Origin of the sequence: Trinickia sp., assembly GCF_051954495.1 — a bacterium.
Taxonomy (GTDB): domain Bacteria; phylum Pseudomonadota; class Gammaproteobacteria; order Burkholderiales; family Burkholderiaceae; genus Trinickia.
Genome location: NZ_JBQCHR010000036.1, coordinates 17,116 through 40,150 on the forward strand (window position 1 = coordinate 17,116; position 23,035 = coordinate 40,150).

Annotated in this window: 20 protein-coding genes; 7 read left to right on the forward strand and 13 right to left on the reverse strand. The window is 66.0% G+C overall.

The features are described from left to right. Positions 1-13: 13 nt before the first annotated feature. The 7 genes from ACTHNR_RS05980 to phnS form a co-directional block, all read right to left on the reverse strand. On the reverse strand, positions 14-586 hold the full coding sequence (locus tag ACTHNR_RS05980) for a phosphonate degradation HD-domain oxygenase (protein ID WP_440546641.1): 573 nt from the start codon (positions 584-586) through the stop codon (positions 14-16). Between the two features lie 4 nt (positions 587-590). Next, on the reverse strand, positions 591-2,045 hold the full coding sequence (gene phnY, locus ACTHNR_RS05985; protein WP_440546704.1) for a phosphonoacetaldehyde dehydrogenase: 1,455 nt from the start codon (positions 2,043-2,045) through the stop codon (positions 591-593). A gap of 20 nt (positions 2,046-2,065) precedes the next feature. After that, a complete protein-coding gene (phnA, locus tag ACTHNR_RS05990; RefSeq protein ID WP_440546643.1) occupies positions 2,066-3,379 on the reverse strand; it encodes a phosphonoacetate hydrolase in 1,314 nt (437 codons plus the stop codon). A 247-nt stretch (positions 3,380-3,626) separates the two neighbouring features. Continuing rightward, the gene (gene phnV / locus ACTHNR_RS05995; protein ID WP_440546645.1) at positions 3,627-4,499 is read right to left on the reverse strand and encodes a 2-aminoethylphosphonate ABC transport system, membrane component PhnV; all 873 of its coding nucleotides are present in this window, start codon (positions 4,497-4,499) and stop codon (positions 3,627-3,629) included. Continuing rightward, positions 4,499-5,455, reverse strand: a complete 957-nt coding sequence (phnU, locus tag ACTHNR_RS06000; RefSeq protein WP_440546647.1) for a 2-aminoethylphosphonate ABC transporter permease subunit — start codon at positions 5,453-5,455, stop codon at positions 4,499-4,501. Before phnU ends, phnV begins: the two co-directional genes overlap by 1 nt. Next, complete coding sequence (locus ACTHNR_RS06005) at positions 5,433-6,533, reverse strand: ATP-binding cassette domain-containing protein (RefSeq protein WP_440546649.1); 1,101 nt, start codon at positions 6,531-6,533, stop codon at positions 5,433-5,435. The genes phnU and ACTHNR_RS06005 overlap by 23 nt, the downstream gene beginning before the upstream one ends. 34 nt (positions 6,534-6,567) lie before the next feature. Continuing rightward, on the reverse strand, positions 6,568-7,659 hold the full coding sequence (phnS, locus tag ACTHNR_RS06010; RefSeq protein WP_440546650.1) for a 2-aminoethylphosphonate ABC transporter substrate-binding protein: 1,092 nt from the start codon (positions 7,657-7,659) through the stop codon (positions 6,568-6,570). Positions 7,660-7,859: 200 nt separating this feature from the next. On the opposite strand from phnS, the gene ACTHNR_RS06015 reads away from it, so the two are divergent. Beyond that, positions 7,860-8,969 carry a 2-aminoethylphosphonate--pyruvate transaminase gene (locus tag ACTHNR_RS06015; protein ID WP_440546651.1) on the forward strand — a complete coding sequence of 370 codons (1,110 nt, stop codon included), beginning with the start codon at positions 7,860-7,862 and terminating at the stop codon, positions 8,967-8,969. A gap of 30 nt (positions 8,970-8,999) precedes the next feature. Here ACTHNR_RS06015 and ACTHNR_RS06020 read toward each other — a convergent pair whose 3' ends face one another. Together ACTHNR_RS06020 and ACTHNR_RS06025 are read right to left on the reverse strand one after the other, a co-directional pair. After that, positions 9,000-9,755: a DeoR/GlpR family DNA-binding transcription regulator gene (locus ACTHNR_RS06020; RefSeq protein WP_440546652.1), complete on the reverse strand. Its 756-nt coding sequence runs from the start codon at positions 9,753-9,755 to the stop codon at positions 9,000-9,002. A 157-nt stretch (positions 9,756-9,912) separates the two neighbouring features. Beyond that, positions 9,913-10,593: a FadR/GntR family transcriptional regulator gene (locus tag ACTHNR_RS06025; protein ID WP_440546653.1), complete on the reverse strand. Its 681-nt coding sequence runs from the start codon at positions 10,591-10,593 to the stop codon at positions 9,913-9,915. Positions 10,594-10,948: 355 nt separating this feature from the next. Here ACTHNR_RS06025 and dgoD point away from each other — a divergent pair, with 355 nt between their 5' ends. Both dgoD and ACTHNR_RS06035 read left to right on the forward strand, forming a co-directional pair. Beyond that, complete coding sequence (gene dgoD, locus ACTHNR_RS06030; protein ID WP_440546654.1) at positions 10,949-12,097, forward strand: galactonate dehydratase; 1,149 nt, start codon at positions 10,949-10,951, stop codon at positions 12,095-12,097. Positions 12,098-12,403: 306 nt separating this feature from the next. Beyond that, positions 12,404-12,706 (forward strand): hypothetical protein, encoded by a 303-nt coding sequence (locus ACTHNR_RS06035; RefSeq protein WP_440546655.1) that lies wholly within the window; start codon positions 12,404-12,406, stop codon positions 12,704-12,706. Positions 12,707-13,001: 295 nt separating this feature from the next. Here the strand turns inward: ACTHNR_RS06035 and ACTHNR_RS06040 are convergent, their stop codons facing one another. Continuing rightward, the gene (locus tag ACTHNR_RS06040; protein ID WP_440546656.1) at positions 13,002-13,919 is read right to left on the reverse strand and encodes a copper resistance D family protein; all 918 of its coding nucleotides are present in this window, start codon (positions 13,917-13,919) and stop codon (positions 13,002-13,004) included. Between the two features lie 621 nt (positions 13,920-14,540). Here ACTHNR_RS06040 and ACTHNR_RS06045 point away from each other — a divergent pair. The 3 genes from ACTHNR_RS06045 (at position 14,541) to ACTHNR_RS06055 (ending at position 18,448) form a co-directional block, all read left to right on the forward strand. Then, the gene (locus ACTHNR_RS06045) at positions 14,541-15,272 is read left to right on the forward strand and encodes a c-type cytochrome (protein WP_440546657.1); all 732 of its coding nucleotides are present in this window, start codon (positions 14,541-14,543) and stop codon (positions 15,270-15,272) included. A gap of 20 nt (positions 15,273-15,292) precedes the next feature. Next, on the forward strand, positions 15,293-16,588 hold the full coding sequence (locus tag ACTHNR_RS06050) for a c-type cytochrome (RefSeq protein ID WP_440546658.1): 1,296 nt from the start codon (positions 15,293-15,295) through the stop codon (positions 16,586-16,588). 210 nt (positions 16,589-16,798) lie between these two features. After that, complete coding sequence (locus ACTHNR_RS06055) at positions 16,799-18,448, forward strand: DEAD/DEAH box helicase (RefSeq protein ID WP_440546659.1); 1,650 nt, start codon at positions 16,799-16,801, stop codon at positions 18,446-18,448. A gap of 138 nt (positions 18,449-18,586) precedes the next feature. On the opposite strand, the gene ACTHNR_RS06060 is transcribed toward ACTHNR_RS06055, so the two are convergent. From ACTHNR_RS06060 to ACTHNR_RS06070, 3 genes are all read right to left on the reverse strand, one after another. After that, the gene (locus ACTHNR_RS06060; RefSeq protein ID WP_440546660.1) at positions 18,587-19,225 is read right to left on the reverse strand and encodes a hypothetical protein; all 639 of its coding nucleotides are present in this window, start codon (positions 19,223-19,225) and stop codon (positions 18,587-18,589) included. Further along, complete coding sequence (locus ACTHNR_RS06065) at positions 19,209-20,036, reverse strand: ferritin-like domain-containing protein (protein WP_440546661.1); 828 nt, start codon at positions 20,034-20,036, stop codon at positions 19,209-19,211. Before ACTHNR_RS06065 ends, ACTHNR_RS06060 begins: the two co-directional genes overlap by 17 nt. 344 nt (positions 20,037-20,380) lie before the next feature. Next, positions 20,381-22,018 carry a gamma-glutamyltransferase family protein gene (locus ACTHNR_RS06070; protein WP_440546662.1) on the reverse strand — a complete coding sequence of 546 codons (1,638 nt, stop codon included), beginning with the start codon at positions 22,016-22,018 and terminating at the stop codon, positions 20,381-20,383. A 98-nt stretch (positions 22,019-22,116) separates the two neighbouring features. On the opposite strand from ACTHNR_RS06070, the gene ACTHNR_RS06075 reads away from it, so the two are divergent. Next, positions 22,117-22,902: a DeoR/GlpR family DNA-binding transcription regulator gene (locus ACTHNR_RS06075; protein ID WP_440546663.1), complete on the forward strand. Its 786-nt coding sequence runs from the start codon at positions 22,117-22,119 to the stop codon at positions 22,900-22,902. Positions 22,903-23,035 lie beyond the last annotated feature (133 nt).

Sequence of the window (23,035 nt, forward strand, 5' to 3'; positions counted from 1 at the left end):
CCGCAGCGGGTCGCTACGGCGGCCCGCCCTCCCCCGCGTACGCTTGCATCACGCGAGCGACGATGCCGAGAAAATGCGCGAGATCGGGCGTGCGCTTCCCGGCATCTTTCGCCGCATCGTCCCATCGACGAAGGCTTACCGCATCTTCGGCGAAGGGCTTGGCGATGAACGCACTGGCCTGCGCGTCGTCGAATACCCCGCCTTGCAGCGCCAGGCTGCGCACGGAATCGGCCGACAGCCTCGCCCGATAGCTCGGATCGACGGCGCACAGATAGCGTTTCGCATCGACATGCAAGCGAATCGGCTCGAGTACGCAATCGGGCAACACAGGACGCAAGAACGGCAGTGCGAAGTACTGATGCTTGTCGTCGATGCCGTGGGCGCTCGGCGTCTCGCCTTGCAGGTTCAGCAAGTGACCGAGGTCGTGCAGAAGTGCCGCGGCGACGAGCGCATCGTCCGCGCCCGCCTCCTCGGCAAGGGCCCCGCTTTGCAGCGCATGTTCGAGCTGCGTTACGGGTTCGCCGCTGTAGGCAAGGCCGCCGTGCCGTTCGTACAGCCCGCGAATATCGTCGAGACTCAATGCCATTGCCTCACTCCCACGGCAGCGAAAATGTCTTCAGATTCGTGAAGCTTTTCATGGCTTCCTGCACCCCTTCCTTGTAGCCGAGCCCCGAATCCTTGATGCCGCCGAACGGCGTCAGCTCGATCCGGTAGCCCGGTACTTCCCATACGTTGACGGTGCCCACGCGCAGCTCGTTCACGAAGCGGGCGATGAGGTCCTGTCGATTCGTGCACACGCCCGAGGAGAGCCCGAACGCGGTGCCGTTGGCGAGGGCGATCGCTTCGTCGATCGATGCGAACGTGATGATGGGCGAGACGGGACCGAACGTTTCCTCGCGCACGAGCGTCATGGCCGGATCGACGCGATCGACGACGGTCGGCGCATAGAGCGCGCCGTCGCGGCGATGGCCGGCGAGCACGCGAGCGCCCGATGCGACCGCCTCGTTCACGCGCGCCTCGAACGAGCGGGCGGCGGCCTCGTCGATGACCGTGCCCATGCGGTTCGCCGCATCGAACGGATCGCCGTAGGTCCAAGCGCGCGTCAACTCGACGACGCATTCGGTGAACGCGGCGGCGATGCGTCGATCGACCAGCATACGCTTGACCGCCGTGCAGCGCTGCCCGGAATTGCGGTACGAGCCCTGCACCGCGAGCGCGGCGGCGCGTTCGACATCGGCATCGTCGAGCACGATCAGCGGATCGTTGCCGCCCAGTTCGAGCACGCAGCGCCGGTAGCCGGCTCGCGCGGCAATGTGCTTGCCGATCGATACGCCGCCGGTGAATGTCACGAGCTCCACGAGCGGATGCGTCACGAGCGTATCGGCAATCTCGCGGGGCTGGCCCGTCAGGACCTGCAGCATCGGCGCGGGCAATCCGGCTTCGTAGAGCAGATCGGCCAACCATAGCGCCGAAAGCGGCACCTTTTCCGATGGCTTCAGGACGACGCGGTTGTTCGTCGCAATCGCAGGCGCGATCTTGTGCGCGACCTGGTTCATCGGGTGATTGAACGGCGTGATCGCGACGATCGCGCCGGCAAGCGGCTCGCGCTGCGTGAACACGCGCCGCCTCTTGCCGTGCGGCGTCAGATCGCACGAGAAGCTTTGCCCATCGTCTCGCAGCGCTTCCATGGCCGCGAACTTCAGCACGTCGGCCACGCGGCCGATCTCGTAGCGGGAGTCCTCCTTCGAGAGACCCGACTCGAGCGTGATCAAATCGGAGGCGACTTCCGTGCGCTCGCGTAGCAGCGTCGCGGCGCGCTCGAGAATGTGCGCGCGCTCGAAACGCGTCAGCGTCGGCCGATAGGCGGCGGCGTATTCGAGCGCGGCGCGAACGTCATCGACGCTGGCGAGCGGTACGGTCCCCACCCGCATGCCCGTGTAGGGATCGAAGACATCGAACGTGCGCGCGCGCGGCGCCCGTTCGCCGCAGAGCCGCAACGCCTCCGCGCGGAAGGCATCATGATCCCTGACCGCTGCTTGTTTGATCTCGGCTTCGGCTATGGCGTTCACGATTGCCTCGCATGGTTCAGCGCGATGTCGAACACATCGAAATTGCGCAGACGGCGACCGCCGTAAAGCGTCTCGATGTCATCGACGCGCCGGTTGAAGACGAGCGGCACGGTTTGTTCGGAGAGCCCGCCGTGAGAGCGCAGCGGCACCGTCAGCCCCGACAGGTCATGCGCGGCGCGACGCGAGCCGATCGCGAAGTCGCGACGCGAGACCACGACGATATCGCCGGTGCGTTCGGGCATCAGTTCGAAGCGCGCGCAGGCTTGCGCGTTGTCGAGTACGAGTTCGATGCCGTCGATCCCGGCGACGTGCGCCATGGTCCGTTCGATCAGCGTCGAATCGGCCGGCTGCGCCGCATCGGTGAGGTGCACCGTTGCAAACGATCCCAGCGCACCGTGGTGAACGACGTACGGATCCGTGATCGGCAATACGACGCGCGAACGCTGCGCGCCGAGCCAGGCGTCGAGCACGTCCTGCAGATAGACGACGTTCGGCTCGCCGGTGCGGGGGTCATGCTTCGCGTTCATCCCGTGGTCCGCCGTGAGCCCGATCGTCCAGCCGAGGGCGTCGAGCCGGGCGAGGTAGCGGTCCATCATCGCGTAGAACGCGTTGGCGCCCTCGCTGCCCGGTGCGCACTTGTGCTGGACGTAATCCGTCGTCGACAAATACATCAGATCGACGTCGCCCCGTTCGGCCAATCGCACGCCCGCGGCAAAGACGAATGCGGACAACTCGGCGCTGTAGACGTCGGGCACCGGCAGGCCGGTCAAGACCCTCGCGTCTTCGATGCCGTTCTCGGCCAGCGTCGCGCAGTCTGGCTTCTCCGCCGAGAAGCAGATCCCCTTCAATTGCCAGCCGAGCAAGCGCCGCAATTTGTCCTTCGCCGTCACCACGGCCACTCGCGCACCGCCCCCCGCCGCGGCCGCGAGCAACGTGCCCGCACGAAGGTAGGCGGGGTCGTTCATCATGACTTCCGCGCCTTGGCCGTCGTTCGCGCGAGGATCCCAGAAGTAATTGCCGCAGATCCCGTGCACGGCCGGCGGCACGCCGCAGACGATCGACAGGTTGTTCGGATTCGTGAACGACGGCATGACGCAGTCCGCGCGGACGGCCGTGGCGTCCGATCCGCTCAGCAAGCGCGCGATGAACGGCGCAACGCCGGCAGCTGCCGCCGCTTCAAGATAGTCGAACTCGCAGCCGTCCACACAAACGACGGCCACCGGCCGCGCGGCAAGATCCGACAAATTATAGGCGCGGCCGTTTACTTCGATGAGCCCCGCCCTTTCCACTCGTTCATTCGCTTGCAGCATGGTATTCCTCGATGTCGTGCGGTTCGTTGCCGTTGGATTCGCCGCCCTCGTTGACGCGCCCCGCCCCGCTGCTCGTGTTGCGCGCGAGCGGCGTCGGAGGCTAGCGACGCGCCGCCTCGATCGATCCCGGTGCGGCCATTTGCATACGTCTCGTCAATTTGCCACATTTTGCCACATTTCCGGACGTGCGCCGGTCCCCGTGCGGCGGGCAGGGACGCAGATGAAAAGTATGTGACGCCGGCGGCTTTTAGCCGGCGCGGCGCTTCGGCGCGCGCGCCGCGATCAGCGAAAGCGCCGCGAGCGAAGTGAGCAGCAAAATCAAAGACAACGCCGAGGCCGGCAAGTAATAGCCGCGCTCGACCTGCCCGACGACGACGATCGGCACGGTCGCGAAGCCCGGCGGGTAGACGGTCAGCGTCGCGCCGAGCTCGCCGAGCGACAGCGCGAAAGCGAGCGCGAGACTGGCGCGGATGGCCGGCACGAGCTGCGGCAGCACGACGCGCCTCACCACCATCCACGGCGCCGCGCCGAGACTGGCCGCAGCCTCGCGCAGCACGGTGAGTTCAGGGCGCAATGCGGCGGCCGCGCAGCGGTAGCTGAAAGGGAGCACGAGTGCGAGCTGGACGAGCACGACGATCGCCAGCGAACTGGACAAATCGAGCGGCGCCTTGTGATAGGCGATGAGCACGCCAAGGCCGAGCACCACGCTCGGCACGCCGTTGGGCATCATCGCGATCGTGTCGACGAGCGCGCCGATCCCCCGCCGTGTTCGTCCTTCGAGCGCCAGCGCAAGCCACAAGCCGAGCGCGGTGCCGAGCACGGCCACGCCGAAGCCGATCTCGAGACTGGCGAGCACCGCGTCGAAATCGCTCGACCCGAGCCGCTCGAACCAGCGCGTGCTGTATCCGTCGGGCAGAATCGTGCCCGACCAATGCGACGCGACGCTCGACAGCGCCACGACCGCGACGGGCAGCACGAACAGCCACACGCAAAGCAAAGCGGCGACGATCGTGACGGCCGCCGCCGCGACGCGCGCGAAAACGCGGCGGGCAGGCCGCGCAGCCACTTCATTTCGCGCCATGGCGCCGGCTTCGACATCCGTTCGAATATTCGCCGCCATCAACGTGCCCCCAGCGCCTGCCGGCGATCGACGCGGCGGTACAGCGCATAGAGCGAGAGCGACATCGCGAGCATGACGACCGCGCCCGCCGCGGCCGTCGGCAGGTCGAGATCGACGGTGGCGGCGCTATAGATCGCGACGGGCAGCGTGACGAGGTGAGCACTACCGAGCACGAGCAAGATGCCGAACTCGTTGAGCGTCAGCAAGAAGCACAGAATCGTGCCGGCCGCGATGCCGGGCCACGCGAGCGGCGCGATGACGCGCAAGGCCACCATGAAGCCGTTCGCGCCGAGGCTGCGCGCCGCTTCGACGAGCCTCATGTCGATCATCGCGAACGAGGCCAATGTCGGGCGCACGACGAACGGCGCGTAAAAGACGACTTCCGCCAACACGATGCCGCCCGCGCCGAACAGAAAATCGAGCGGCGGCGCGCTCGTATGAAACAGGCGCTGAAGCGCGATACTGACCGAGCCTTGCGAGCCGTAAAGGAAGATCAACGTGAAGGCCACGAGGAAGGACGGAAACGCGACGAACAATTCGAGAAATCGCGTGATGACCGCCGCCCCCGGAAAAGGCTTGAAAAACAGCAGCGCTGCAAGCGCGACGCCGAGTACCGAAGCGATGCCGGCGCTGGCGAACACGATGGCGATCGTCGTGCCGATCACGCCGCTCGCATCGGGATTCGAAAAGAAAGCCGTGTAGGCGCGCACCCCGAATTCGCCGTGCGGGCCGCTCAGACTCAACAGCACCAAACGGGCGAGCGGGTAGATGACGAGCGGGCCGAGTACGAGTACGGCGACGAAGATCACGTGCAGCTGAGCGAATCGTTCGCGGCGTGCGCCGGCGGCGGCATGCGCCGCTGCGTCCGCGCCCTCGATTTCGCCGTGCGCGTCGCTGCGCGAATGCCCCATTCCGGCGAGGGGCGCCGCGGCGTCAAGGTTGGACGAGGACGACATGATCCGCCTCATAACTGAGCGATACGCGCGCGCCCTTCTCGGGCGCCATGCCATGTCCGCGGGCGGCCGTGACGAGCACGGCGGTGCCCTGCATCGCATCGAGTTCGACCGAAACCGACAGCGCCGGCCCGTACCAATCGACCGACGCGATCGTGCCATGCAGATGGCCCCCGCCCAGCGGCGCGAGACGCAAGCTTTCCGGTCTCACGCACGCGAGCCGGTCCCGCTCGCTGTGGCGGGCATCGCCGATCGGGAAAGCGATACGCGGCGGCAAGAGATTGGCCGCCCCGAGGTAACGGGCGACGAATGCGTCGACAGGCGCATCGTAGAGCGCCTGGGGCGTGCCGATCTGCGCGATGCGGCCATCGCGCATCAGCAGCGTGCGATCGGACAGCACGAGCGCATCGTCCTGATCGTGGGTCACGCAAACGATGGTGAGATTGGGCAACCGCTCGTGCAGCGCCTTCAATTCGGAGCGCACCGACGCGCGCAGATTGGCGTCGAGCGCGGACAGCGGCTCGTCCAGCAGCAGCACGTCGGGCTCGATCACGAGCGCGCGCGCGAGCGCCACGCGCTGCTGCATGCCGCCCGAGAGCTCAGCCGGCATGACGTGCCCCGCATCGGCGAGTTGCACGAGCTTGAGCGCGTCGGCGACGCGTCGCGCGATCTCGGCCCCGCTCTCGCGGCGCGCCCGCAAGCCGAACGCGACGTTCTCGAACACGCTCAAATGCGGAAACAGCGCGTAATTTTGAAACAGCAGCCCGAGGTTGCGCCGATGCGCGCGCTCGTGCGTCAAATCGCGGCCGGCCACGAGCAGGCGCCCGGCCACGTGATCCGCCTTGACGAACCCGGCGATGAACCGCAGCAGCGTCGTCTTGCCGCAGCCGCTGCGCCCGAGCACGGTCATGAACTCGCCGCGCCCGATCTGGAGCGACAGGTCGTCGAGCACGGTGCGCGCGCCGAAGCGCACGCTCAAGCGCTCGATCTCGACACCGCCCGCGCGCGCGACGTTCACCTCTTCGCTCGAGCGCGCGAGCGCGTCGTGCGCGCCGCGATAAGCCAGTCCTGCCGTATTCACCGGGTGCGTCCTTTCGTCGACGATGGATCGATGCTTACTGCTTGGGCTTGACGACGTCGGTCTGCTTACCCGAAGCGCCGATCACGTCGTTCTTCCAGCGTGCCGTCCAGTCGGCCTTCTTCGCCATCACGTTGCTCCAGTCGACGGGAATCAGCTTCACGCCGGAGATCGCTTGCTTGACGGCCTCGCCGTTCTTGCCCGCCAGCTTCACGTCGGTGCGGCCCGGAATGCCGAAAATATCGGGCACCTTCGCCTGCACGTCGGCCGACATCAAGTAGTCGATCAGCTTCTTGCCTTCGGCCTGGTTCGGTCCGTTCTTGATGAGACCGATCGCGTAGGGAAGCTGGAACGTCGTCGGCTGGCCGCCGGCCTTCTCGGTCAAGAAAATGGGTTTGAGCGTCAGGCCGCCGTTGGCCGCGTCGTCGAGGTCCATCTGCAGGTCGCCGTTCGCCACCGAAATCTCGTTGCGCGAAAGCAGGACGTCGAGGTAGCCCGTGCCCTTCGTGTGGAATTTGGCGCTCTGTTCCAGCTTCTTCAGATAATCGAACGCCTTGTCCTCACCCATCAGCGACGTGGTCAGGATGATCACCGCCATGCCGTCGCCGGCCGTGGCCGGGTTCGAGTAGGCGATCTTGCCGTTGTAGTCGGGGTGCAGCAGATCGGCGAACGTCTTCGGCTGGTTCTTGACAACGTCCGGGTTGATCGCAAACGAGAAGTAGTTGTTCACGAACGTCGCCCATGCGCCGTTGCCGGCTTTCGCGATCGTCGGCACGTTCTTGTAGTTCACGCTCGAATACGGCGCTAGCAGGCCGCTCTGGTCGGCCTGCTGAATGAACGGCGGCAGGGTCACGATGACGTCGGCCTTCGGGGCATCCTTCTCGATCGTGGCGCGGTTCACGACTTCGCCGCTGCCCGCCGTGACGATGTTCACCTTCACGCCTTCCTTCTTCTCGAAGGCCGGCAGGACATCTTTGTACAGATTCTCGAGGCCGTCGGCCGTATACAGCACGACTGCGTCGGCAGCGTGGGCCGGCAGGGCGAATCCCTCGAACAAGGCGCAAGCGGCGAGCGCCGCGAGCAAACGGCCAAGGCAGGCCTTCGTACGGAGGGAAGGGCGCTGTGTCATGTCGATCTCCAAAGGTGTGAGGCGAGAATTTTTTTAGGGCGCTGCAAGATTTACAGGGTTTGGTGACAACGCGATGACTAAACGCCGGAAATGCACGTTTTGACACAATTTGCCAATAAACTGCGCAACCACCGCGATCCGAACGACGCGCTTCGCACGTCCGCCGCCCTGTTCGCCACACCTTTATGGGAGACCTTCCGATGTCCGCTTCTTCGCCGATCCTGCTCACGCCCGGCCCGCTCACGACCGCGCCCGCCACGCGCGAAGCCATGTTGCGCGATTGGGGATCGTGGGACGGCGAATTCAATCGGATGACCTCGAGCGTCTGCGCCGATCTGGTCCGCATCGCGCATGGGGAAGAGGAGTATGTCTGCGTGCCGATGCAGGGCAGCGGCACGTTTTCGGTCGAAGCCGCCCTCGCCACGCTCGTGCCTCGCGAGGGCTGCGTGCTCGTGCCGAGCAACGGCGCCTATTGCGTTCGCATCGTGCGCATGCTCGAACGCATGGGCATCGCCTACGTGACACTGCCGCTCGGCGAAGACGAACCGGCACGCGCGAGCGAGATCGAAGCGGCTTTTTTGCGCACGCCGCGCATCACCCACGTCGCGCAGGTCCACCTCGAAACGAGCGCGGGCTTGCTGAACCCGCTCGACGAGATCGCACAAGTGTGTGCGCGCCACGGCAAGCGGCTCATCGTCGATGCGATGAGCTCGTTCGGCGCGGCGCCGATCGATTTGCGCGGCTCGGGCATCGACGCGCTCGTTTCCGCGAGCGGAAAATGCCTCGAAGGCGTACCGGGGATGGGGTTCGTCATCGTGCGCCGCGCGTTGCTCGAAACGTGCGCGCGGCGCTCGCCGTCGCTCGCGCTCGACCTGCACGATCAGTGGGCGTACATGGAAAAGACGACGCAATGGCGCTTCACGCCGCCGACCCATGTCGTCGCCGCGCTGCGCCGCGCCCTCGACGCATTCGCGGCGCAGGGCGGCCAACGCGCCCGCGGCGAGCGCTACGCGCGCAATTGCGCGACGCTCGTCGAGGGCATGAAGGCGCTAGGGTTCCGGCCGTTCCTTCCGGCCGAGGTGCAATCGAACGTGATCGTCACGTTTCACGCCCCACGCGATCCGGCCTGGCGCTTCGCCGATTTCTACACGGCCGTGCGCGAAGCCGGCTATATCCTCTATCCGGGCAAGCTCACCGAGGTCGAGACGTTCCGCGTAGGCTGCATCGGCGCTATCGACGAGGCGGACATGCGCGGGGCCGTGGCCGCTATCGAGGGCGCGGTGGAGCAGCTCGGGATCGAAGTGCGCTGAGGCCCGGCTCGCAAAGCAGGCTGCGCCGCCTTACGCCGTGACGAGTTGCGGCCCGCGTGCGGCGATCGCCTTGGCGAGCGGGCGGGCCGGCGCGCGTTCCGTGACGAGATAGCGCACACGCTCCATCCCGTCGATGCGCACGGGGGTGACGCGCCCGAACTTCGAATGATCGGCGACGACGATGGCCGTACTTGCCGCGCGCAGCATCCGTGCGCGCACTTCGGCGACCATGCGCGAGTAATCGGTCAGCGCACCGTCGGCCGAGATGCCGCCCGCGCCGACGAACGCGAAATCGGCGTGGTACTGCGCGAGCTGCTGCACGGTATCCAGACCGAAGACGGCGTCCTCGCCGTCGGAGAGCTCGCCGCCGAGCACCGTCACACGGTTCTCGTTGCGCCGCCCGAGCAGGAGCGCGATGCGCCAATCGTTCGTATAGATCGAGAGCCGGCGATGCCCCGTCAGCGCGCGCGCGACGGCTTGCGTCGTGCTGCCCGAATCCAGGACGACGGACGCGCCGTCCGGCACGAACTGGGCGGCGCGAAGCCCGATTGCGCGCTTGGCCGCCGCATGTTCGCCCTCTCTGACATCGAGATCGGGCTCGCGCCGGTCGACCGACAGCGCACCGCCGTGCGTCGTCACGATGAGCCCGCGCTCGGCGAGCACGCGCAGATCGCGGCGAATCGTTTCGCGCGAAACGTCGAGCTCGGCCACGAGCTCGGCGACAGTCAGTGCGCCGTCGCGCGACAGGCGCGACAAGATGTGTTGGTGACGTTGTTCTGCGAGCATCGCGCCAAGGGGCCGACGAGCGGCGGCATGGGGGCTGAAAAACGCGCGTATTGTAGTACGGCGTCAGGTAGGGCGACGCGCCGGGGCGCCGGGCAGCGCGTGGCGCCTCGCGCATCGATCGAGCGCGCCGCGCTCACGGCCGCCGGCGCGCGACTGCCTACGCCTCGATGCGCTTGCGCGTCACCCCGAGCAGATCGGCCATCGCCGCGCGCGCGGCGTCTGGCCGCCGCGTGCGAATCGCGTCGTACACCGCCGTATGTTGATTCAGCGCCGCGTTGAACACCTCGGCCCGCTTGGCGTTCAGACGCAGCTGCGCTTCGAGCGTGCGCTCGATCAGCGAACCGAGCGGCATCAGCAATTCGTTGCTGCATGCGGCGAGCACGCCTAGATGAAACCGCAAATCGGCGCGCACCCATTCGTCGATGTTGCGCGCGGCGACCATCGCGGCATGCGCCATCTCGAGCCCATCGAGCGATTCGGGCGTGTGCGCGCGCGCGGCCAGCTCGGCCGCGTACGGCTCGACCATCTCGCGCATCTCCTGCAGCTTCAGCGCGAACGCCACGGGAGGCGCGACCTGGGAATACCATTCGAGCAGATCGGCATCGAGCAGATTCCAAGCGCTGCGACGCCTCACCTTCGTGCCCACCTTCGGCCGCGATTCGACGAGGCCCTTCGACGTCAGCGTGCGCAGCGCTTCGCGCAAGACCGTACGGCTCACGCCGAAGCTTTGCATGAGTTCGGCCTCCCGCGGCAGCAAGGCCCCGGGCGCGTAATCGCCGCGCAGAATGGCCGTCGCCAGCATATAGGCGACGCGCCCGTGCAAATCGCGTTGAATCATTATTCTCCCTGATGGTTTTAACCGATGGCCGCCAGCGGCCCGCGCTCGAAGCGTTCGACGTTCGACGTTCGACGCTTCGATCTCGACGCGCGGCCAACGGCGAGGCGAGGCGTCTTAACGCGCCCCACCCGGCACATCGGCATCGATCCCGATTATCGCGGCCGCACGGCAAAGCGCAAGTGTTCCGTCCCCCCCCGGAGCATCACAGTCGAGCCGATTTATCTTATTAAATACTATTAATAGTACTTCACGCGAAAATGTTGTACGATTGGAAGATCGGAAACAGTCGGCGCATCGGCATGCGCCGTCACTGCACGGCCGTCATCGTTGACTAGATAGAAAAGAGGTTGCGCCCATGAAAATCACGAAGCTCGAGACATTCGTCGTCCCGCCCAGGTGGCTGTTTCTCAAGATCGAGACGGACGAAGGCATCGTCGGCTGGGGCGAGCCGGTGGTCGAAGGCCGCGCGCACACGGTGCAAGCCGCGGTGGAGGAGCTCTCCGACTACCTCGTCGGCAAGGATCCGCGCCATATCGAGGATCACTGGCAGGTGATGTATCGCGCGGGCTTTTATCGCGGCGGGCCGGTCTTGATGAGCGCCATCGCGGGCATCGATCAGGCGCTGTGGGACATTCTCGGCAAGCACCACGGCGTACCCGTGCATGCGCTGCTCGGCGGCGCGGTGCGCGATCGCATCAAGGTCTACTCGTGGATCGGCGGCGACCGCCCGAACGATGTCGCGAATAATGCGCGCGCTGTCGTCGAGCGAGGCTTCAAGGCGCTGAAGATGAACGGCTCCGAGGAAGTGCAGATCGTCGACACCTACGACAAGGTCGAGCACGTGATCGCGAACGTCGCCGCGGTGCGCGACGCGGTGGGGCCGCACGTGGGCATCGGCGTCGACTTTCATGGCCGCATCCACAAGCCGATGGCGAAAGTGCTCGCCAAGGAACTCGATCCGTACAAGCTGCTGTTCATCGAAGAGCCGGTGCTGTCGGAGAACGTCGAGGCGCTGCGCGACATCGTCAATCAGACGAACACGCCGATCGCGCTCGGCGAGCGGCTCTACTCGCGCTGGGATTTCAAATCGATCCTGGCCGAAGGCTACGTCGACATCATTCAGCCCGACGCCTCGCACGCGGGCGGCATCACCGAGTGTCGCAAAATTGCGTCGATGGCGGAGGCCTACGATGTCGGCCTCGCGCTGCACTGCCCGCTCGGCCCGATCGCGCTGGCCGCTTGCTTGCAGCTCGACGCCGTCAGCTACAACGCGTTCATCCAAGAGCAGAGCCTAGGCATCCACTACAACCAAGGCAACGATCTGCTGGACTACCTGCGCAACCCCGAGGTGTTCAAGTACGAGGACGGTTTCGTCGCCATTCCGCAAGGGCCGGGCCTCGGCGTCGAGGTGGATGAAGCGAAGGTGCGCGAGATGGCGAAAATCGGCCATCGCTGGCGCAATCCGGTGTGGCGGCACGCCGACGGCAGCGTCGCCGAGTGGTGATCGCTTGACGCCGTGATTCGTTGAATCGACGCGCCGCGAGCGGATGCTCCCCCCCCCGCTCGCGGCGCGTTACCCCCTCGGACGCTTCCAGCCGTAACACGGCACGTTCACGGACGTAACACTTTTTGCCGCCAAACGCCGCTCGCGCCCCGCGGCGGTCTAACGGCGTACGCCGGCCACATCGGCCATGCGCCTCCAAAGCCTTGCCAAGCAAGCATGCGGCCATTTTGCAGCGGCGTTCGTCGAACCCTTGGCGCACTTCTTGCGCTTGCCCTCCCGCAAAACGACAACTCAGGGAGAGCGGCCATGGGGGAGTTTCTACCGGACTATCTGATCCGCGAGCAAGCGGCGGTCGGCGCACTGGTGATGTTCGGCGTGCTGCGCGTGTTGGTCGCGATCGTCGCGCTCGGCCGAGGCTGGCCGATCGCCGCGCTTGAAAAATGGGCGGTAGCGGCCGCCGCCCTGTACTGCGCGCCGCAATTGATCGACTTGCTCACGCACAGCTACGTCGTGCCTTCGGCGATGGCCGAGCTGGAAGGCAAGGCGATCGGCGCGGCGATCGCGCTCTTTCTCTCACCTATTCTCAGTCACAGGCTCGGCTATGAATAACCGCAATCGACCATTGCGCGCCTGTGTGCTCGCTCCGTTCCATGCGGCTTGCAGCGCGCGCACGCCGGTACGCCAAGCGCGCCGCCCCCACCGATCGCCCCGCCGCGCACGGCTGGCCACGGCTGGGGCGCCAGCCGCATGGCGCGTCACCGCTCGCACGAGTGCAAGGGGGGCGATGTCTCATTCTTGAGACATCGCGGTCGGGCCGCCGGGGTCTGCTTTGCCGACAGGCCGGGGATAGCGGACGGCCATGACGCGATCGGCCCGCGCGCCCGCCGCCATCGCGGCCATCCAATCAGTGCATCGCCGCGGCGCCGGGCGAACTATGCGCCAGCACGGCCGCGACGACGAAGATGCCGAGCATCACCAGCGCTTCCAAGTGCAGGATGTTGTTGAAGGTATGCGTATCGGTCGTCGACGCGGTCCGACGCAGCCGCGGCAACGCCGAGCCCCGATTGAGCGCGCCCAATAGCACGGCAAGCAGCACGAGCGCGCCCTTGAGCGTGAGCACGTGGCCCCACGTACTCTCCGAAAGCGGCGCCAACGAGCCGCCGAGCCCGCGCTGCGCGTTGAACAAGCCGGTGGCCACGACGACGCCCAGCGCCGTCGCCGCCACGCTCGATACGCGCGTCGCCACGCGAATCAACGCGCCGCGCGTAGTCGAGGAATCGAGCGCGGGCAGCACGATGAGCCCGCCCGCCAACACGATGCCGCCCCAAGCGCCGGTCCCGAGGATGTGCAGCGCCTGCACGGCGACGGCGATCGACCAGGGGCCGGCGTCGGCCGCATGCCCGATCGACGCTTTGCCCGCCGCCGCCACGACAGCGGCAAGCCAAAACGCCGCCTGACCGGCGCGGCCGCCGCGGCTAGCCAGCGCCGCGCCCAGCGCGAGCACCGCCCCGCCGAACGCAACGCACCAGGCCTGGCCTACGTGCGTTTGAACGATCACCGTCGGCACGGCGCCGAGCGCCATCATGAGTCCCACGCCGCTCATCGAGGCGGACTGATAAAGCAGCCAAAGCAAGTCGGAGAGCACGAGCGCGAACGTGGCCGCCACGAGCGACGCGCGCGAGCGCTGCCAGGCGATACGCGCGGGCTGCCCCTCGACCGCGAGCCAGCGTTCGAGCAGCGCCGAACCCATGGCGAACGCAAAGGCGATGTTCACGAGGGCCGCCAGTGCGACCTGTCCGATCGAGAGTCCCATTGCGTTCATCGGGGAAGACGCCCTTGCCGTTGCATCACGGCACGAGCCCCGCCGAATACACGACGAGGCAAAGCGCACGGAAGGGATATGCCGCGATCGCGGCGCTCAAGCGCGAAAAGAAAGGTCATCGGAAGCTGGAAGCAATTCGAAAGGCGCCCAAAGGCACGGGGCCCGCGCGACGGTGCGTTGCGCGCCGACGGCGCAAGGCGAGAGTGTACGTGAAGGACGCCGCGCGCGACCGTGGCCCGCCACGGCTTTGGCCACGGAGCCGGCACGGGGCGTGCGGGGAGCGCCGGGCGGCATCCGGCCGTGTGCAAAAAGGAGACAGTCATGTTCGGCACGCCTGCGACCGCCAAAGCTGCGCCGCGACGCCGTTACACGCGGCAAATTGTCGCGCGGTCGCATCCGGACCGATCCGCGCCGCTTCCTGCAAATAGCCCGGGCTCCCCATCGATGATAGAATGCTGCGTCGCAGCGCGGGACCGGCCGCCGTGCCTCGTCTGTCGACTCAGCGCTCGACCCGGCTGTCGTTCTCAGTCCCGACCGCTGCAACACCGCGCATCGAACAGTCAATTCCAAGCCACAGAGCCATACCGAGCCGACCGAAGCCCGGTAGGTCCCCGAATAACGATGGAGTTACGCGTGTCTTCCAGACGCATTTTCCGCCCGCTACTCGCCCTTCTGTTGATTGGCGGTGCCGGCGTCGCAAGCAGCGCGCAAGCGCAGACTCAGCCGAAGGCCCCCGATACGATGGAAGCGCGCGTGCAAGGTTGCACCGCCTGCCACGGTTCGCACGGCCAGGGCACCGACAACGACTACTTTCCTCGCCTGGCGGGAAAGCCGGCCGACTACCTCTATAACCAGCTCGAGAACTTCCGGGCTGGCCGGCGCAAGTATCCGCCGATGAACTACCTCGTCACGTACCTCTCGGACGACTACCTCCGTCAGATCGCGACCTATTTCTCGCAGCAGCGTCCGCCGTACCCCGCGCCGGCCAAGCCGACCGTGTCGAACGACGTGCTCGCGCGCGGCAAGCAGATCGTGCTGAACGGCGACAAGACGAAGGACATTCCCGCGTGCGCCGCGTGCCACGGCAAGGGCCTGACGGGCATGGAGCCCGCCATTCCGGGTCTCGTCGGCCTGCATAGCGATTACATCAGCGCGCAGCTCGGCGCATGGCGTTCGGGCACGCGTCACGCGATCGCGCCCGATTGCATGCACGAAATCGCCTCGCGCCTGACCGACGAGGACGTGACGGCCGTCGCGGCATGGCTGTCGACGCAAAGCGCCCCGTCCAACCCCGTTCCGGCTCCGGCCCGCTCGATGAAGACTCCGCTGGCCTGCGGTAGCGAACCGCAGTAAGCGCGAGGAGAGACCTACTTATGAAACGCAAGTCTTTGTTCGCACTGTCGGCGCTCGTCGTTGCCGCCGCCGCACTCGTGCCCATCCTCTGGTCGGGCACCGACAATCTGCACAATGGTACGGCGCAAGCCGCCACGCCGGCCGATCAGGCCGCGCTCATCAAGCGCGGCGAGTACCTCGCGCGCGCCGGCGACTGTATCGCCTGCCACACGGTGCGCGGCGGTCAGCAGTTCGCTGGCGGCCTGCCCATGGCCACGCCGTTCGGCACGCTCTATACCCCGAACATCACGCCCGACGATCAAAACGGCATCGGCAAGTGGTCGTCGGACGACTTCTATCGCGCGCTGCACACGGGCCGCTCGAAAGACGGCAGCCTGCTGTATCCGGCGTTCCCGTTCGCGAGCTACACGAAGGTCACGCGCGCCGATTCCGATGCGATCTATGCGTACCTGCGCTCGGTCCCGCCGTCGTCCGTCCCGAGCCGTCCGCACGAACTGCGCTTCCCGTTCAACAACCGCAACCTGCTGATCGGCTGGCGCACGCTGTTCTTCCGTGAAGGCACGTATAAGGACGATCCGACGAAATCGGTCGAATGGAACCGCGGCGCCTATTTGATCGAAGGTCTCGGCCACTGCACGATGTGCCACACGTCGATCAACTTGATGGGCGGCCCGGTCAATTCGGCGGCGTTCGCGGGCGGCCTGATCCCGCTGCAGAACTGGTATGCGCCGTCGCTGACGTCGAACAAGGAAGCCGGCCTCGGCGATTGGGACATCAAGGAGATCGCCGATCTGCTCAAGAACGGCGTGTCCGAGCGCGGCGCGGTGTTCGGGCCGATGGCCGAAGTCGTCCACAACAGCCTGCAGTACATGTCGGACGACGACGTCCGCGCGATGGCGACGTACCTGAAGACGATCCCGCAAAAGAGCGAAGCGCCCGAGTCGATGCAGTACGAGACGTCGGAGAAGTACGGTGACGAGCTGCTGCAGCTGGGCAAGAAGGTCTACGGGGACAACTGCGCCAAGTGCCACGCGGAGAACGGCCTCGGCAAGCCGCCGGCCTACCCGCCGCTCGCGAACAACCAGTCGATTCAGATGCCTTCCGCGGTCAACCCGATCCGCATGGTGCTGAACGGCGGCTACCCGCCGAGCACGGGCGGCAACCCGCATCCGTACGGCATGCCGCCGTTCGCGCAGTCGCTCTCGAACCAGGAAGTCGCGGCGGTCGTCACGTACATCCGGATGTCGTGGGGCAACCACGGTACGCCCGTGTCGCCGCAGCAAGTGAGCGATCTGCGCTCGGCGCCGCTCGACTAATCGCGTGAAGCATCGAGGCGCGGCCAAGCGGGAAACCGCGGCCGCGCCTTTCTCATTTCCGGCGTCGGGCTCATCGGCCGCGCTCGGACCCCAGCGGCCAGCCGGCGCCATCAGCGCCGAGTAGGGAAGATGGAGGAGCCGGCCTAGCGCTTGCTCATACGCTTGCTCATACGAAAGCCAGCCGCCTCACCGCATTGCAACGAACCCTCTATGTCATTCGATTCCCTTGGCTTATCAGAACCGCTGGTGCGAGCCGTCCACGAGCTCGGCTACACGAGCCCGACCCCGATTCAACAGCAAGCCATTCCGGCCGTCTTGAGCGGCGGAGATTTGCTCGCGGGCGCTCAAACGGGCACGGGTAAGACAGCCGGCTTCACGCTGCCGATCCTGCAGCGATTGAGCGAGGCGCAGCCTCAAACCGGGGCCGCCGGCAAGCGCAAGGTGCGCGCGCTGATCCTCACGCCCACGCGCGAACTCGCGGCGCAAGTCGAGGAAAGCGTGCGCGCCTACGGCAAGTATCTGAAGCTGAAATCCACCGTGCTGTTCGGCGGCGTAGGCATCAATCCGCAGATCGACGCGCTCAAGCGCGGCGTCGACATCGTCGTCGCCACGCCGGGGCGTTTGCTCGATCACATGCAGCAAAAGACGATCGACGTATCGGGTCTCGAAATCCTCGTCCTCGACGAAGCCGATCGCATGCTCGACATGGGCTTCATCCACGACATCAAGCGCGTACTCGCCCGCTTGCCGGAGAAGCGGCAAAACCTGCTGTTCTCGGCCACCTTCGCCGACGAAATCAAGGCGCTCGCCGATAGCCTGCTCGATACGCCGGCGCTGATCGAAGTCGCCCGCCGCAACACTACCGCCGAACTCGTTTCGCAGAAGATTTACCCGGTCGATCGCGACCGCAAGCGCGAACTGCTCACGCATTTGATTCGCCAGCATGCGTGGTTCCAAGTGCTCGTGTTCACGCGCACGAAGCATGGGGCGAACCGCCTCGCCGAGCAGCTCACGAAGGACGGCATCAGCGCGCTCGCGATCCACGGCAACAAGAGCCAATCGGCGCGCACGCGCGCGCTGGCCGAATTCAAGGACGGCACGCTGCAAGTGCTCGTGGCGACCGATATCGCCGCGCGCGGGATCGACATCGACCAGTTGCCGCACGTCGTGAACTTCGATTTGCCGAACGTGCCGGAAGACTACGTTCACCGTATCGGCCGGACGGGGCGCGCGGGCGCCAGCGGCGAAGCCATCTCGCTCGTCTGCGTCGACGAGCGGCAACTGCTCAAGGACATCGAAAAGCTGATCAAGCGCTCGATCGAGCAGGAAGTGATTCCGGGCTTCGAACCCGACCCGAACGCGAAGCCCGAGCCGATCCAGCAGCGGCGCGGCCAAGGCAACGCGGGGCGTCAGCCGCGCGGCGAGCCGGCCAAGCACGCCGCGCGCGGGCAAAACGCGCAACCGGCGTCGCGCGCGCCCGCGCCGCGCCGCGAGAATCAAGCCGGCTCGGGCAGCGGCCAGGCGGAGCGCGCGGCAAAGCCGCAAAAACCGCAGCAGGCCAAGCCGGCGCAAGGCAAGCAGCAGGGTCAAGCCAAACCGTCCCAGCCCCAAGGCCGCTCGCCGGCGCGCGGCGGACAGGAACACGGTCAGCGCAAGCCGCAAGGTCAGGGGCAAGGCCAAGCGCAGGGCGGCCAACGCAAGGCCGACGGCCAACCGCGTGGGGCGGGCGATACGCCGCGTTCAGGCTCGGGGGCGAATCAAAATCAAGGCGATCGCCAGCGCCGGCAGAGCGATCCGGGCGCGCTGCTCGGCGGCAAGCCGCGCACGGGTGGGCCCGGACGCGACGCGCATCGTCGCTGATTGCCTGCGCGGCCGGTTTCGTCCGGCCGCGCATCGCGCAGGTTGGCTTCCTGGGGGCGGCGCGGCGAGCCACTCATGCCACTCATGCCACTCATGCCACTCAACCGAGCAAGTCGCCGCGGCAACGCCGCCTGCGGATCAGCGGGACGGACCGCTCGTTTCAGAACCGGCGGCAAGCCAGGCCCGAGCGGCTTGCCGTAATGCTTCGACTTGCCCCTCCCAGCGCTCGAGCACGGCCTTGCGCGCCGACGGCTCGTCGGCAAGCTCGAATGCAATCCCACCCGTGAGGCGCGCGTAGTCCACCTGCTGCACCTCCCCCGCATCGATCCACGCCATGAAATGCGCGAGTGCGTTCCCCGCCCCGGCGTCTCCCCTGGCGTGGCCTAGCGGCTCGATCGTCAGCTGCACTTGGTAGAACGCGCCGTCATGAACGAACGTCAGCGCCGCCCGAGCGCGACGATGGTCGCCATGCGGCTCGATCGGGGGCGCCGAGCGTTCGGGGGATGACGACGCATGCGACGACAACGTACGGGCGGCCCGAGAGGTCGGCCAGAGCGCGAGCGCGAGGCAACGCGCGTTCGGCGCGTAGAGCTCGCCGATGCCGAGCAGCGACGTGCGCAGATGCCCGAGCGCATCGCAGGTGATCAACGATGCGGTGAATCCGACTTTGGACGCGAGCGAGGCGCCGTCCAATAATGCGCGCAGCGCAGGCGGCCACTCGTCGAATGTCCGCTGCACCAGCGCGCGCGCGGCGCCGGGCTCAGCGGAAGAAGACATGCTGCGCCACTTTCGCGAGCGGATAATGCACGCCCGGCTGGATACGCGCCGGAATATCGAGCGGCTTGAGCAGCATCTTCACGCACATGTCCGCGGACAAATTACGCCGCACGAGCGAACTGATGCGCGCCGCGCGCTCGCGGTTGTACTCGGTATCGTGCACCCGCTCGGGGTAGCGAATCGCGAACACGTGCCGCAATGCGATCTCCGAATCCTCGCTCTTGATTTCCATCACACGGCGCATCAACGCGCCGAGCACGGCCAGCCGGCCATTGCCCTCGATGCGGTTGTACTTCTTGAAGTATTTGAAGAAGTGCTTGTAGTGACGCACCTCGTCCGTGCGGATGTGATCGGTAATTTCCTTGAGCACGGGTTCGTCGGAACATTCGTTGATGGCGCGGTAAAGCGTGGCCGTGCCCGTTTCGACGACACAACGTGCGACCATTTCGAGGGCGCGGGTTTTTTCGAATTCCTCGAGCGAACACGTTTTGGAGTATTCGTCGAAGAAATGGCGAAAAGCCGTGTCCCAATCGAACTCGGGCCACACATGGGCGATGTACGCCTTCAGAGCACGCCCGTGCTGCAGCTCCTCGGGCTCCCATTCGCGGTTGAGCCAGGCGGAGACCTCCGGATCGCCGTCGAAGTACTCGGTGAGGTTGCTCGTGTACAGGTCGGTGCCGCTTTCGATGAACGACGCCGCGCACAGCAGCAGCAGCAGATCCTCATTGGCCGCCGCGCGCTGGCGGTCGATACGGGTGAGGTCGATGTCCTCGATGCGCCAGGGCATCACGTGAGTGGAATCGATGATCATGACGTTGCGCTCCCAAGACCGCGCTATCGATCCGCATTGCGCGACGCACCCCAGCGCGCAAAAACCTGTTGCGAAGATCGAAACGCGGTACCGGTGAAATGTTGTTAAACCTTATACCTCCGGATCTTAGCCGGAGTTCCGAGAAACTGCTTTCACAGTTGCACAGACCGTCGGGCCCGAAGTGCGGTTCCGAATCCGGCCCAGTGCCGGGGAAGAACCGTATTACGAAGTATTAGACGGCGGGTTCGAATCGCGCCGAATTGGGACAAAGTCTTAGCGTTTGCGCATACCCGTCGATTGGCCGGGCGGCGCTGCGTGCGGAAGGCGGCAAACAGCGCCCGATCTCAAAACCCCGCCGCGAGCCCATCCCGCCGCGAGTCGCTCGCCGCCACATACCCGCGTTCCGGATCGTCGTGCGACAGCTTCCAAATATATTGGCCCGAGCCGAAATCCATATAGGGATCGTCGATCGCTTTAATCGTATGGCCACGCGCTTGCAATGCTTGCGCGACGCCGCGGTCGAACGTCGATTCGATATCGAGCGTGAAATCCCGATTGACCTTCCACCGCGGCGCATCGCAAGCGGCCTGCGGCTGCTGGCCGTAATCGAGCATGCGCACGATCGACTGCAGGTGCCCTTGCGGTTGCATGTCGCCTCCCATCACACCGAAGCTCATCACCGGCATCTGCCGTCCATCGACGCGCTCGGTCACGAAAGCCGGGATGATCGTGTGAAACGGCCGCTTGCCGCCCGCGACCACATTGGGCGAGCGCTCGTCCATCGAAAATCCGCACCCGCGGTTCTGCAGTGCGATGCCCGTGCCCGGCACGACGACGCCCGAACCGAAACCCATGTAATTCGATTGAATGAAGCTCACCATCACCCCGCGCTCGTCGGCCGCGGTGAGATAGATCGTCCCACCCGCCGGGGGCATGCCGTAAGCGAAATGGGTGGCCCGCTTCAGATCGATCAGCGCGGCGCGCGAAGCAAGGTAGGCATCGTCCAACATCTGCTCGGGCGTCACATCCATCGCGAGCGGATCGGCCACATAACGGTAGACATCGGCGAACGCGAGCTTCATCGCCTCGATCTGCAGATGCTGTGAAACGATGCCGTCCCGTGGCAAGTCGCGAAGGTTGAACCGCTCGAGAATACCCAGCGCGATCAGCGCGGCAATGCCCTGGCCGTTCGGCGGAATTTCATGGACCGTGTAGCCACGGTAGTCTTTCCCGATCGGCTCCACCCACATCGGCCGATAATCGCGCAAGTCGGCCTTCGTCATCGCGCCCCCGCCTTCCAGCGCGAACGCGGCGATCCGCTCGGCCGGCTCGCCTTCGTAGAAGGCGCGCGGCCCCCTCGCCGCCAACAGTCGCAGCGTGCGCGCATGATCGGGCAGGCACAGGCGTTCGCTCACGAGCGGCGCCCGCCCATTGGGCATGAACGTAGCGGCGAAGCCGGGCTGGTCCTTCAAGTCGGGTACGGCAGCCGCCCATTTATGGGCCACGATGCTGGCCACGGCGTGGCCGCGCTCGGCGATTTCGATCGCGCTCGCCATCAAATCGCCGAACGGCAGCGAGCCGAATCGGGCATGCAGCGCTTCCCAGCCCGCCACCACGCCCGGCACCGTGACCGTATCCCAGCCTCGCTTGGGCTGGATGGCCAAGCCGCCGGCTTCGCCATAGCGGCGCTTGAAGTAGTCGACGTTCCAGGCCGCCGGCGCCACGCCCGACGCGTTCAGACCATGTAGCTGGGCCCCGTCCCAAACGAGGGCGAACGCATCCCCGCCCAAGCCGCACGATACCGGCTCCACCACGGTCAACGCGGCAGCCGCCGCGATCGCCGCATCGACGGCGTTGCCGCCCTGCCATAGTGCACGCAAGCCGGCCTGCGCCGCGAGCGGGTGCGAGGTCGACACGACGTTGCGCGCGAACACGGGCAGACGGGGCGTGGGATACGGGTTATGCCAATCGAAACGATCCATGTGTCGCATTCTCGCTCTGAAAACGTTTCTTTCGCCAAAAGGCGAATACGCGAAGGTTTTACAATAGTCTCACTTTGACAGCCCTGCCGCCGCCATCCATGAGCCGAGACCCCCGCCTCACCCTGAACGCCCGCCAACAGGAGTTGCTCGATTGGGTGCAGCGCGACGGTTTCGTGACGGTCGACGATTTGGCTGCGCACTTTGCCGTCACACCGCAGACGATACGCCGCGACGTGAACTGGCTCGCCGACATGAACCTGCTGCGCCGCTACCACGGCGGGGCGAGCTTGCCGACGAGCTCGGAAAACGTCTCGTACACCGCGCGCCAGCGCATGTTTCACGACGAGAAGCGGCGCATCGCGGCGCTCGTCGCCACGCACATTCCGGACCAAGCTTCGTTGTTCATCAACCTCGGCACGACCACCGAGGAAGTCGCGCGCGCGCTCAACCGCCACCGCGGGCTGCGCGTCATTACGAACAACCTGAACGTCGCCAACATGATGAGCGGCTATCCCGAATGCGAGGTGCTGGTGACGGGCGGCATCGTGCGGCCTTGGGACAAAGGCATCGTCGGCGAACTCGCGATCGAATTCATCCGGCAGTTCAAGGTCGATTTCGCGATCATCGGCACGTCCAGCATCGAGAGCGACGGCACGTTGCGCGACTTCGACACCCGAGAAGTGCGCGTATCGGAAGCGATCATCGAGCATGCGCGCACGGTGTTTCTGGCCGCCGATCATTCTAAGTTCGGCCGGCCGGCGCTGGTTCGCCAAGGTCACCTGAACCAGATCCACGCCCTGTTTACCGACCAAAACGCGCCGCCGGAAATGGCCGAGACGCTCGCCGCCGCCGGCACCCAGGTGTACGTCGCCGGCGCCGACTGATTCGTCCGCCGCTCGTCGTCCCGCGGGCCCCTTATTCCATGCTGCGCCGCACGCGAAAGTTCAAGTAATTTCGCGAAATCGGCGCGGTGAGTGAACCGCTTGCTCGTCGCCCCGCTGTCAAAGGGAAAATTTT